We start from the raw sequence: 12,305 nt of genomic DNA, 5'->3' as shown, positions 1-12,305 counted from the left end.
TCCCACGCTCTGCGTGGGAATGCATACCGTGACGCTTCGCGTCACCCTAGCGCAGGAGTTGAGCCCTGCATTGTCAGTGGGACGCGGAGCGTCCCGGGCGGCATTCCCACGCGGAGCGTGGGAACGATCAAGCCTAGCGACCGAGATACACGTCGATCACCCGTTCGTTTTCCTGCACCTGTTCCAGCGACCCTTCGGCCAGCACGCTGCCCTGGTGCAACACGGTGACGTGGTCGGCGATCGAGCCGACGAAGCCCATGTCGTGTTCCACCACCATCAGCGAATGCTTGCCGGCCAGGGTCTTGAACAATTCGGCGGTGAATTCGGTTTCGGCGTCGGTCATGCCGGCCACCGGCTCGTCGAGCAGCAGCAATTGCGGGTCTTGCATCAACAACATGCCGATTTCCAGGAACTGCTTCTGGCCGTGGGACAGCAAACCGGCGGGGCGATTGACCGATGCGGTCAGGCGAATGGTGTCGAGCACCTCGGCGATACGGTCTTTCTGCTCACCGCTCAAGCGCGCCCGCAGACTGGCCCACACCGATTTATCGGTTTTCTGCGCCAGCTCCAGGTTCTCGAACACACTCAAGGCTTCGAACACGGTCGGTTTCTGGAATTTGCGGCCGATGCCGGCCTGGGCAATCTGTACTTCGCTCATTTGCGTCAGGTCCAGGGTTTCGCCGAACCAGGCCTTGCCGTGGGTGGGGCGGGTCTTGCCGGTGATCACATCCATGAGCGTGGTCTTGCCCGCGCCATTGGGGCCGATGATGCAGCGCAACTCGCCGACCCCGATGTACAGGTTCAAATCGTTCAACGCCTTGAAGCCATCGAAACTGACGCTGATGTCTTCCAGGGTCAGGATCGTGCCGTGGCGGGTGTTCAGGCCTTTGCCGGCACGCTGGCCGATGCCGATGGCATCACGGCTGCTGCCAGCGTCCCTATTCGGTTCCAGAGGCGGAAAAAATGCCGGTTCGAGCATGAATTCAGCGCTTGCAGTGACTCTCATTGTTCACCTCTTTTCTTCAGCAAACCGATCACGCCCTTGGGCAGGTACAGGGTGACGATGATGAACAGCGCGCCAAGGAAAAACAGCCAGTATTCCGGGAAGGCCACGGTGAACCAGCTCTTCATGCCATTGACCACGCCCGCGCCCAGCAAGGGGCCGATCAAGGTGCCGCGACCGCCGAGGGCTACCCAGACCGCCGCTTCGATCGAGTTGGTCGGCGACATTTCACTCGGGTTGATGATGCCCACCTGCGGCACGTACAACGCACCGGCGAGGCCGCACAACACCGCGCTCAACACCCACACGAACAACTTGAACCCGCGCGGGTCGTAGCCGCAGAACATCAAGCGATTTTCCGCGTCGCGCAGTGCGGTCAGCACTCGGCCAAACTTGCTCTGCGCCAGGCGCCAACCGATGTACAGGCTCGCCACCAGCAACAGCACCGTGGCGAAAAACAGCACCGCACGGGTGCCAGGTTCCGTGATGCCAAAGCCAAGAATGGTGCGGAAGTTGGTGAAGCCGTTGTTGCCGCCAAAACCGGTTTCGTTGCGGAAAAACAGGAGCATGCCGGCGAAGGTCAGGGCCTGGGTCATGATCGAGAAATACACGCCCTTGATTCGCGAGCGAAAGGCGAAGAAACCGAACACCAACGCCAGCAATCCCGGGGCCAGCACCACCAGGCACATGGCCCAGAGGAAGCTTTCGGTGCCGGTCCAGTACCAGGGCAATTCGGACCACGACAGGAACGTCATGAAGGCCGGCAAGCCATCGCCCGAGGCCTGGCGCATCAGGTACATGCCCATGGCGTAACCGCCAAGGGCGAAGAACAGGCCATGGCCGAGGGACAACAGGCCGGCATAACCCCAGACCAGATCGAGTGCGAGGGCGACGATGGCGTAGCAAAGAATCTTGCCAACCAACGTCAGTGTGTAGGCCGAGACATGGAAGACGCTGTCCGGCGACAACAACGACAGCAATGGCAACGCCAACAGTAAAACAAGGATTACCGCACCGACGGCAATCGTGACTTTGGGACCGGCCTTTTGGCTGGCGGTAAGCATCAGGGGCTGGTTCATCAGTCGATCACCCGTCCTTTCAGTGCGAAGAGGCCTTGCGGACGTTTCTGGATGAACAGAATGATCAGCGCGAGGATGAGGATCTTGCCGAGCACGGCACCGATTTGCGGTTCAAGAATCTTGTTGGCGATCCCCAGGCCAAACGCGGCCAACACGCTGCCTGCCAGTTGCCCGACACCGCCGAGCACCACCACCAGGAACGAGTCGATGATGTAGCTCTGGCCGAGGTCCGGCCCGACGTTTCCGATCTGGCTCAGCGCCACGCCGCCGAGTCCGGCAATGCCCGAGCCGAGGCCGAAGGCGAGCATGTCCACGCGCCCGGTGGGCACACCGCAGCAGGCCGCCATGTTGCGATTCTGGGTGACCGCACGCACGTTCAAACCCAGGCGCGTCTTGTTCAGCAGCAGCCAGGTGAGTACCACCACAAACAACGCGAACGCGATGATCACGATTCGGTTGTACGGCAGCACAAGATTGGGCAGCACTTGAATCCCGCCGGATAACCACGCCGGGTTGGCCACCTCGACGTTTTGCGCGCCGAACACCAGGCGCACCAACTGGATCAGCATCAGGCTGATGCCCCAGGTGGCGAGCAGGGTTTCCAGCGGGCGGCCGTAGAGGTGGCGAATGACCGTGCGCTCCAGCGCCATGCCGATGGCGGCGGTGACGAAGAACGCCACCGGCAGCGCGATCAGCGGATAGAACTCGATGGCCTGCGGTGCGTAACGTTGGAACATCAACTGCACGACGTAGGTCGAGTAGGCGCCAAGCATCAGCATTTCGCCGTGGGCCATATTGATCACACCCAGCAGGCCGAAGGTGATCGCCAGGCCGAGCGCGGCGAGCAACAGGATCGAGCCCAGGGACATGCCGCTGAACGCCTGGCCCAGCAGTTCGCCAATCAGCAGTTTGCGCTTGACCTGGGCGAGGCTGGTTTCAGCAGCGGTGCGCACGTTGGCATCGGTTTCGACGCCGGACTCAAGCAATCCTTCGAGGCGGGTGCGGGCCAATGGGTCGCCGGTTTCGCCGAGCAGTCTTACGGCCGCGAGGCGCACCGTCGGGTCGGTGTCCACCAGTTGCAGGTTGGCCAGCGCCAGGCTAAGTGCGGCGTGAACGCCTTCATCTTTTTCGCCAACGAGTTGCTGGTCGAGGAATTTCAGCTGCGCGGGTTTGGCGCTTTTCTGCAATTGCTGTGCGGCAACCAGACGAGTTTTGGCATCGGCGGCGAGCAATTGATGGCTGGCAAGGGCGGTGTCGATCAGACCCCGCAGGCGGTTATTCAGACGCAATGTTTTCGGTTGACCATCGATGGTCAACACCCCTTGTTGCAGGGCGTGGATCAACTCGATACGCACCGGATCGGGCTGCGCGGCCCAGGCTTCCAGCAGTTTTGCCTGTTGCATGGGGTTGGCGACGACGAAGTCTTCGGCATCGCCCGCGAAAGTGGCCATCGGCAACAGAAGTGCGATGGCGAGGATGAAGCGGTAAAGGGCAGTGGGCATATCGTTAGCCTTACTCGGTCAATGTGGGAGCGAGCCTGCTCGCGAAAGCGGTCTGACATTCACCATCAATGTCGACTGTCAGGGCCTCTTCGCGAGCAGGCTCGCTCCCACAGGGAACTGTGTCGGGCCTGAGCTGTACGGTCAGGCCCGGCATCCATTGGCTCAGTTGCTCTTCACCGCATACTCCGGCTTCTTGTCGTTGCCCGGGATGAACGGGCTCCACGGCTGGGCGCGGATCGGCCCTTCTGTCTGCCATACCACGTTGAACTGACCGTCGGCCTGGATCTCGCCGATCATCACCGGCTTGTGCAGGTGGTGGTTGGTCTTGTCCATGGTCAGGGTGTAGCCGGACGGCGCGGCAAAGGTCTGGCCGGCCAGCGCTTCGCGAACCTTGTCGACGTCGGTGGACTTGGCTTTTTCGGCGGCCTGCGCCCACATGTGGATGCCGACGTAGGTGGCTTCCATCGGGTCGTTGGTCACGGCTTTATCGGCGCCTGGCAGGTTGTGTTTCTTCGCATAGGCTTTCCAGTCGGCGACGAATTTCTTGTTCGCCGGGTTCTCCACCGACTCAAAGTAATTCCATGCTGCGAGGTTGCCCACCAGTGGCTTGGTGTCGATGCCGCGCAGTTCTTCTTCGCCCACCGAGAAGGCCACGACCGGCACGTCAGTGGCTTTCAGTCCCTGGTTCGCCAGTTCCTTGTAGAACGGCACGTTGGAATCGCCATTGACCGTCGAGATGACCGCTGTCTTGCCACCAGCCGAGAATTTCTTGATGTTAGCGACGATGGTCTGGTAGTCGCTGTGACCGAACGGCGTGTAGACCTCTTCGATGTCCTTGTCGGCCACGCCTTTGGAGTGCAGGAACGAACGCAGGATCTTGTTGGTGGTCCGCGGGTAGACGTAGTCGGTACCGAGCAGGAAGTAGCGCTTGGCACTGCCACCTTCCTCGCTCATCAGGTATTCGACGGCCGGGATCGCCTGCTGGTTTGGCGCGGCACCGGTGTAGAACACGTTCGGCGACATCTCTTCACCTTCGTATTGCACCGGATAGAACAGCAGGCCATTGAGCTCTTCGAACACCGGCAACACCGATTTGCGCGACACCGAGGTCCAGCAACCGAATACCACGGCGACCTTGTCCTGGGTCAGCAGCTGTCGGCCCTTTTCCGCGAACAGAGGCCAGTTCGACGCCGGGTCCACCACCACCGCTTCAAGCATCTTGCCGTTCACGCCGCCCTTGGCGTTGATCTCGTCGATGGTCATCAGTGCCATGTCCTTGAGCGATGTTTCCGAGATCGCCATGGTGCCGGACAACGAATGCAGGATACCGACCTTGATGGTCTCGGCGGCCTGGACAGTCCAGGTCATGCCCATCGCGGCAATGCTTGCCGTGAGTGTGAAAGCCTTGATCAAACTGCGACGCTTCATTGTGCGATCTCCATGAACGTTGGATATTTTTCTTGGTTGGCAGATGCGGACTACTGAAGGGTCTTTAGCAAGGGCTGTGCCTAACGCCCGAAGTGCTTTACCTGAAGGGGAAAACCGTTCGGCGAATGCGCCGCCTGCACCGTGAGCGAGCACAACAGTGCAGGTGGGGCATGGCGATGCGCCCAACTGGTGCCGAACGTTGCTGGTAGTAACTATGTACCGCCCGGGCACTGTTTTCCGGTGCAAGAGTGGGGCTCTATCAGTGAATCAAAGGAGCACCACTTCATGGATGAACAATCACAACAGCACTACTCGGGAGGTGCGGGATCTGCGCTGCATGTACTGGCCAGGGAGTTCCTGTCGGCGGACGATGCCGCCCGTTATGCCCATGAGCGAGTCGGTCACCGCCGCGACAGCGGGTATCTCGGCTATATCCTTCAGCGAAGCGATCTACGATTTGTCATAACCGAACCGGCCGAGCATCAGGTCAGTATCGTTTCCCATCACCAGGTGATCCCCGACAATCACGTCTTGCACAGTCGTTTCTATTCTCACCCTGCGCTTTCGACGCTCGACGCAGGCAAGGTTGCGCAGCTGAAATGGTCTGTCGAAGATGCAGCGACGAGCTTGCTGATATTCAGCGTCCATGAGTTGCACAACATCCTGAGCGCCAGTTATCCGGTTTATCTTTCGGGAGCCGAAGACAGTTTGATCAGTTTCACGCCCGATAGCCCGCACGAGTTGAAGCTGCTGCAGATGCTCGGAACGGACGAAAAACCGGAGGCTTTTGCCAAGGCTCTCGCCTCGGGGGCGGTCAAACCGGAACAACTGGTTTTGGAGTTGGCAGCTGTCGGCAATCTGCAGGTCCTCATCAGCAACGGCAGCTGGCGACCACGGGGAAAAATCACCGGGGAGCGCATTCCGGGCCCCTGGGAGCGAACCGTGCCGGAGCGGGTGTCTTTTGGGGCGGTGTTCCCGTCAGCCGATGAGGCGGCACTTGATCGCTATTCCAGGGACACGGGGCACCACGACGAGGAACAGACCTGGTTCGGGTTCATCCTCAAGCAACAGGGCAAGGAGGAATACGTCGCCTCCGAACTGGTCCCGGTTGGTGGTGTGCGAGACAAGCTTTATTCGTTGCGCAGTTTGTTCAGCGAATCCAGAACCCTGGGGACTATCTACCCCGAGTCATTTATACCGCATTCCTATTTTTACTCGCGTCAGCGCGTCAAGCATGCGCGAGACGAATCCAGGCGCTGGTTGGCCCAGCACTTCATCGTGCCACGAGATCTTTTTATTGTTGTTTACAACTCAAAAAGACGTCCGGTGATGGAGGGGTTTGTGCCCATTCCTCTCTATATTTCTACCCAGGACGGGGCACTGCTGAAGTATGTCCAACGCAAGGGCTCCAAGCTGTTCGAAAACGACGCCCCGAACCTGGGCCTGGAAGACATTCAAACCCACCTGGCCAATGGCAAGCTCACGTCGACCGGTTTTGTCAGGGTAGCCGCTAACAGCGGTACCTTGCAGGTGATGCGCACCAGTCAGTGCTGGGACAGGAAAGGTCTGATCGACGCCCTCTGGGCGCCAGCTCTGTTCGTGGAACGTCGAGCCTTGAGTCCGGTTTTCTTTTCGGCCGATGACGCTGCGCTGCATGCTCGCTCGCAAGTTCCGCAAGGCAAGACAGGGGCGTTTGGCGGCCTGATCCTCAAGCGCGCCGACGGTTTTTTCGTAGCCACCGATCCGATCGACATTCCTCAGGAAGACTTTGATATCAAGTGGGTGTTTCCCGATGAAGCGGTCACTGCCGGCCAGTTTCCGGCAGGCTGCAGTATTGTTGCGCGGTATCGCTCACGGGTGCTGCGGGCGCTGCCTGTGGTATTGGCGAGCGCTGATAGAGAGCTTTATCTCAACATGCTGTCTGTCGATGTGGTTTACACGGCATTTACTCGTAAGGAACAAACACTCGACGAGTACTTGTTTGCACCTGACGGATCGACCATCCGTTTTCGAGTCGGAGCGTGGGAGCGAATCCGCGCCGACCTGGGCGCGATATTGAGTGCCTCGGGTAAACCGGCTAGCGACCTGGATGGAGCCTGGATCAAGGAGCAGATCCATCTGGGCCGGTTGTCACCGACGGACTGGGTAAAAAAACTGGCCAAGTCCGGTTATCTGCAAGTGGTCGTGGGGAGTCGCTTGTGGGGCTATGCGCGTGCGGTCATAGAATTTACGCCATTTGCAACGGCTATCCGCCCGAGCAATCGCAGGAATGCGGTGTCGGAACCCGCTTACAGCCCGTTGCATATTCGCGAGCAGGATGCCGCGCGCTGTGCCCATGAGCGGGCCGGCAGTCGTGCCGCACTGAGTTTTGGATTCTTGCTCAGGAATGCCCGCGACGGTTCTTTCATGGCAACCTTGCCCATTGAGGCACGAAACGCAACGTTCGACTACCAACGTGTCTTTCCGGGTGCGTTACCTTACCGCTTCGTCACCAGCGGCTTGTACATGTGTGGTGCGCAAGCGCCTCAGAATCTGTCGGACGATGATTATCGGCACTTCTTTTCACCAATCGATGTGAGTCAGGCACGTGTTGTTGCGAACTCAGCCCAGGGCTACCGGTCGATTTACTTCTCCTGCGCCGACGGTGCCTTGTTACAGTTCAAGATGAGCGCCTTCGATTCGGCTATGACACTGGATAAGTTTGGGCAGGTCGAATTCAAGGACAATCCGTTCGCGTCATCTGCACAGGCGCAGGAGGACTGGCGCGACATCGAGCAGGGCAAGTTCAGCCTGACCGGTTACATTCGGCGCATGGCGGTGGCCGGACGACTGGAGGTCCTGGTGACAAGCCCCTACTGGTCTTGCCCGGGAGTGGTGGGTGCCGACTGGGTTCCACGGATGCCTGCTGTTTCCGACGCTGAACGGTGGGCACTCAATCCCGTCCTGCCTTTGGGACCCGTGTTTCACCATCCCGACGATGCGGCTCGTCATGCACAGCATCGGGCGGCGGGTGTCGGTGGGCAGCCCGCGGCGCTGACCAGCGCCGTGCTCGGCAAAACCGCAACCCGTTCGTACGTCGGCGTGGAGCCCGTTGTGGACACACCTTCCTCCTATGTTGCGCTGCACCGTATCTTCCGCACCGCGAACGACCCGTCGACTTCGCCCAGGAATAAAGCGCCGCAGTTTCCTGAGGGTTACACGCTGATGGCGGGCCACGAGATGTCCTTGTCGCCCGCCATCCCCACCGCCCCGCTGGAGGTGGACTATGCATCGGCCGCGTCGGTCTATGAACACACCCATGCCATGAAAGCCAAAGGGTTTGATATTGACGCGTTCTACTACTCGACGCGTCATGGTGCGCTACTCAAATACGACCCCACCCACTCCTCGGAAGAAGGCCGGTTTTTACTCACCGGACATTTTACGTCATCCGAAGATTTTGTTCTGAAGTTGGCGGTTGTTGGTGGGCTGAGGGTGCTCAAGACGGCAGCTGACTGGAATCAGGCGGGCAGACTGGGACAGGACTGGAGAGTCGCTCGTCAACAGGTGCCCGACGTTTCCGATAAGCCGACTCGGGATGAGCTGTAATCTCGAGTCTACAGTCGTGGTGCGGCTGGCAAGGAAATTCGCAATTGCCAGTGAGATGCGCGGGGCCCCCGCGCATCTCGCCTGACTCAGGATGACGGTGAGGCGGTTTCAGTTTGCCGGGTCAGGCGCGACAACAGCAGCCGATCGAGCAGCCATACCACCACCAGCGAGATCCCCACCAACGGGAACGCCACCGCCAGGGCGAACATGATCACCATCGCGGTTTTCCATTTCGGCAGGTCGTGGCGCAGCGGTGGGACACCGAACTTGCCTTGCGGACGGCGTTTCCACCAGATCACCACGCCGCTGACCGCGCTGAGCAAGATCATCAGGCAGATCAGCAGGATAATGATCTGGTTGAGCGTGCCGAACATCTTGCCTTCGTGCAGCATCACGCCGATTTCCGTGGCGCGGGCGACGACGCCGTATTGCTCGTAGCGTACGTCGGCGAGGACGTCGCCAGTGTACTGATCGATGTGAAGGGTGGCGTCATTGCGTGGGTCATCGGCGAACACAGCGATGGTGAATACGCCAGTGGCCGTGGTCGGGAAGGTGATGCTGTAGCCGGGCTCGACCTTGCGTTGCACGGCGATGTTCTGCACATCCTGCAGGCTGATGGTCGGCGCGGCGGGACCGGTTGGCGCTGCGCCGTGGGCCATGTGTTCGGCATGATCGCCGGACATCGGCATCGGCGTATTTTCCATGGCCCACGGCACAGTCTGGCGGGTGGCGCTGTTGAGGCTGCGCGCTTCGACGTCGGACTTTGGCACGTTGTCCCACATCGCCGCCGGAAAGACATTCCACACGGCGGCGTATTGCTGGCCCCAGAAGCCGGTCCAGGTCATGCCGCTGAGCAGCATCACCAGCAACAACGAGGCGCCCCAGAAGCCGGTGACGGCATGCAGGTCACGCCACAACACCCGGCCTCGACTGTTCAGGCGAGGCCAGAGAATGCCTGCGGCCTGACCACGGGGCCACCACAGAAACACCCCGGAAACCACCAGCACCACCCCCCAACCAGCGGCCAGTTCCACCAGTCGGTCACCCACGGTGCCGATCATCAGTTCGCCGTGAATCGCTCGCGCGACCGCCTGCAGGTTCTTCTTGGCATCTTGCTCGCCGAGAATGTCACCGTGATACGGGTCGACGAACACATTCAGCTCGTTACCACCGTTGAGCACGACAAACTGGGCACTGCGCTGGGGGGTTACCGGCGGCAGGTATTGTTTGATCGTGCCTTGTGGATAGGCGGCCTTGACCCGGTTGAGCAGGTCATCGGCCGGCACCGTGTGGTGTCCGGCAGGGACGTTGAGCAGGCTGCTGTACATCAGTGAGTCGAGTTGCGGTTTGAACAGGTAAATGGTGCCGGTCAGGGCCAGCATCACCATGAATGGCGCAACGAACAATCCGGCATAGAAGTGCCAGCGCCAGGCCAGGTTGTAGAAATTCACTTTGGGCTGTTTCATCGGTTGTGCTCCGCTTGGCGAATCAATTGTCTGTAAAAGATCGCAGCCTCGTTTCACTCGACAGCTCCTGCAGGAGCCTGCGATCTTTTGACTTTTGTTGTTAGAAACTCATATCAATCCTGGTCCAGAGCGTGCGCCCCGGTTCCTTGATGGCTTGCGGATCATTGGCCGGGTAACCGAAACCGGCGTTGCCGGCCAGGTTCAAATGTTCGGCGTAGGCCTTGCCGAACAGGTTGTCGACGCCGCTGCTGACCTTCCAATGCTGGTTGATCCGATAGGCACCGTTGAGCGAGAACACGGCAAAACCCGGGGTCTTGTCGAAGTCCTTGCCGACCACGTTGCCTTTGTTCTGGTCGATACGGTTTTGCGCGGCAACCACTCTCCACAGTGCGCCGGTGCTCCAGTTGTCTTCGCTGTAGGTCAAGCCGAAGCGGGCGTCCAGCGGCGGCATTTGTGGCAAGGCGCTGCCATCGCTGCTGTTCTTGCCCCAGGCGTAGGCCAGGGTGGCGTCGGCTTTCCAGTGCTCGTTGAGTGGGTAGGCGGCACCCAGTTCGCCACCCATGATTCGCGCATCGATGTTCTGTGCTTGAGAGGTCATGCCCATCATGGCTGGCGTGTAGTTGAACAGGATGTAGTCGCGCACCTGGCCGATGTAGGCCGAGGCCCAGGCTTCGAGATCTTCAGCTTTGTATTGCAGGCCGAAGTCGAGCTGGGTGGTTTTCTCGGGCTTGATCGAATCGAAGGCATTCACCGATCCGGCGGGGCCGGAATTGGGCGAAAACAGTTCCCAGTAGTCCGGGAAGCGCTGGGTGTGGCCCAGGCCCGCATACAGTGTGGTCGGGCTGTCGGCCAGGTCGTGTTCGTAGCGCATGAAGCCACTGGGCAGCGTATCGGCACGCGTGTCGTCGGCGGTTGGGTTGGGGCGAGTCATCATCCCCGAGCCGATGGTTTGCCGGTAATCCTTGGCCGAAGCGCGGTCCAGGCGGGCGCCGGTGATGAGCCGGTCACGCTCGGCGGCGTACCAGGTCAGTTCGCTGAACACTCCGTAATTGTGAAAGTCGGCGTCCTTGGTGTACGGCTGGTCCTTGTAGGTGTCGATGCCCATGGCGCTGCGTTGGCGGTGCTCGTTGGTCTGCGCATCAATGCCACTGACCAACTGCACATCGGCCCAACGCCAGGTGGCCTTGACTCGCGCGCCGAGGGTGCGCCGGTCCACATTGGAGGCCATGGGGCCGGCCATCATCCCGGTGCCGGATGGTGTGCGCAGGGTGTAGTTGTCCATCACGTGGTCGGCATAGTTGTAGTAGACCTGCGCCTCGAGCTGTTCCAGCACGTCGCTGATGTTGGACTTCTCGAAGCGCAGGCCGAGGCTCTCGCGCTTGAACTGCGAACCGTCCATGCCGCGTCCTGCGTAACGTGCCTCGCCGTCACCCTTGCCGGCGGTCAACTCCAGCAGGGTATCGGCGTCCGGTGTCCAGCCGAGCGCAACGTCGCCGTTCCACTTGTCATAACGCGATGCCACGGTGTCGTTGTTGCCATCCTTGTAGTCGTCGGCCTGGGCGGTGTTACCGATCACCCGCACATAACCCAGTGGCCCGCCGGCGGCTGCGTCCACCAGCTTGTCAAAACGGCCATTGGAGCCGGCCAGCACACTGGCGTTCACCCGCGTGCCGAGTTCGCCGAAGCTTTCCGGCTCGCGGTCGAAGAGGATGGTGCCGGCCGAAGCCCCCGGTCCCCAAAGCACGGTCTGCGGACCTTTGATGACGGTCAGTGTGTCGTAGGTTTGCGGGGAAATGTAAGAGGTCGGAGCGTCCATTCGGCCGGGGCACGCGCCGAGCATCATGCCGCCGTTGGTGAGGATGTTCAGGCGTGAGCCAAACATGCCGCGCAACACCGGGTCGCCGTTGGTACCGCCATTGCGCACCTGGGCGAAGCCCGGAATGGTTTTCAGATAGTCCGACCCGTCGCTGGCCGGCACGGGTTGGCGCGGCTCCCTGGGGTTGGTGACGATGGTCAGTGGCGAGTTCGGGGCAATCGCGGTGATAACCGTCGGGGTCAATTCTTCACTATGACCTGCGTGTTCATCGGCCAGCGCGGAAGGCGCGAGCAAGGCACCGCACAGGAGGGCGGTGGCGTGCCTGAAGCGAAGGCTGGATTCGTTCAGGGCAAGGGTGGCTTGGGCAGTGCTCAAGCAGGGGACAGCAGCAAACCTGGACATGACAATTTCCATCGAACAGTC

At 60.4% G+C, this 12,305-nt stretch carries 7 protein-coding genes; 1 reads left to right on the top strand and 6 read right to left on the bottom strand.

Annotated elements, in window-relative coordinates; all coding sequences use genetic code 11:
- Positions 1–133: 133 nt before the first annotated feature.
- The 4 genes from urtD to urtA all read right to left on the bottom strand — a co-directional run bounded on the left by urtD (position 134) and on the right by urtA (position 5,012).
- Positions 134–1,006, bottom strand: coding sequence for an urea ABC transporter ATP-binding protein UrtD (gene urtD / locus PG5_RS12965; protein ID WP_020797584.1), 873 nt, complete (start codon positions 1,004–1,006; stop codon positions 134–136).
- Complete coding sequence (gene urtC, locus PG5_RS12960) at positions 1,003–2,082, bottom strand: urea ABC transporter permease subunit UrtC (RefSeq protein WP_020797583.1); 1,080 nt, start codon at positions 2,080–2,082, stop codon at positions 1,003–1,005. The genes urtD and urtC overlap by 4 nt, the downstream gene beginning before the upstream one ends.
- On the bottom strand, positions 2,082–3,584 hold the full coding sequence (gene urtB, locus PG5_RS12955) for an urea ABC transporter permease subunit UrtB (protein WP_020797582.1): 1,503 nt from the start codon (positions 3,582–3,584) through the stop codon (positions 2,082–2,084). Before urtB ends, urtC begins: the two co-directional genes overlap by 1 nt.
- A gap of 162 nt (positions 3,585–3,746) precedes the next feature.
- Positions 3,747–5,012 (bottom strand): urea ABC transporter substrate-binding protein, encoded by a 1,266-nt coding sequence (gene urtA, locus PG5_RS12950; RefSeq protein ID WP_020797581.1) that lies wholly within the window; start codon positions 5,010–5,012, stop codon positions 3,747–3,749.
- Positions 5,013–5,297: 285 nt separating this feature from the next.
- Between urtA and PG5_RS12945 the strand changes: the two genes are divergently transcribed.
- The gene (locus PG5_RS12945) at positions 5,298–8,600 is read left to right on the top strand and encodes a hypothetical protein (RefSeq protein ID WP_020797580.1); all 3,303 of its coding nucleotides are present in this window, start codon (positions 5,298–5,300) and stop codon (positions 8,598–8,600) included.
- A gap of 86 nt (positions 8,601–8,686) precedes the next feature.
- On the opposite strand, the gene PG5_RS12940 is transcribed toward PG5_RS12945, so the two are convergent.
- Together PG5_RS12940 and PG5_RS12935 are read right to left on the bottom strand one after the other, a co-directional pair.
- Entirely contained in the window at positions 8,687–10,066 is a 1,380-nt protein-coding gene (locus PG5_RS12940) for a PepSY domain-containing protein (RefSeq protein ID WP_020797579.1), read from the bottom strand.
- A 100-nt stretch (positions 10,067–10,166) separates the two neighbouring features.
- Positions 10,167–12,284: a TonB-dependent copper receptor gene (locus PG5_RS12935; protein ID WP_020797578.1), complete on the bottom strand. Its 2,118-nt coding sequence runs from the start codon at positions 12,282–12,284 to the stop codon at positions 10,167–10,169.
- Between the last annotated feature and the right edge of the window lie 21 nt (positions 12,285–12,305).

Origin of the sequence: Pseudomonas sp. G5(2012) (genome assembly GCF_000408945.1) — a bacterium.
GTDB lineage: Bacteria > Pseudomonadota > Gammaproteobacteria > Pseudomonadales > Pseudomonadaceae > Aquipseudomonas > Aquipseudomonas umsongensis.
The sequence above is the reverse complement of the archived record's forward strand: the minus strand, read 5'-3'. Positions and strand labels throughout refer to the sequence as shown.

What these genes read in the sequence shown, in the direction of transcription:
- PG5_RS12940 (WP_020797579.1), bottom strand. Translation starts at nt 10,066, where the DNA reads ATGAAACAGCCCAAAGTGAATTTCTACAACCTGGCCTGGCGCTGGCAC.
- urtB (WP_020797582.1), bottom strand. Translation starts at nt 3,584, where the DNA reads ATGCCCACTGCCCTTTACCGCTTCATCCTCGCCATCGCACTTCTGTTG.
- PG5_RS12945 (WP_020797580.1), top strand. Translation starts at nt 5,298, where the DNA reads ATGGATGAACAATCACAACAGCACTACTCGGGAGGTGCGGGATCTGCG.
- PG5_RS12935 (WP_020797578.1), bottom strand. Translation starts at nt 12,284, where the DNA reads ATGTCCAGGTTTGCTGCTGTCCCCTGCTTGAGCACTGCCCAAGCCACC.
- urtD (WP_020797584.1), bottom strand. Translation starts at nt 1,006, where the DNA reads ATGAGAGTCACTGCAAGCGCTGAATTCATGCTCGAACCGGCATTTTTT.
- urtA (WP_020797581.1), bottom strand. Translation starts at nt 5,012, where the DNA reads ATGAAGCGTCGCAGTTTGATCAAGGCTTTCACACTCACGGCAAGCATT.
- urtC (WP_020797583.1), bottom strand. Translation starts at nt 2,082, where the DNA reads ATGAACCAGCCCCTGATGCTTACCGCCAGCCAAAAGGCCGGTCCCAAA.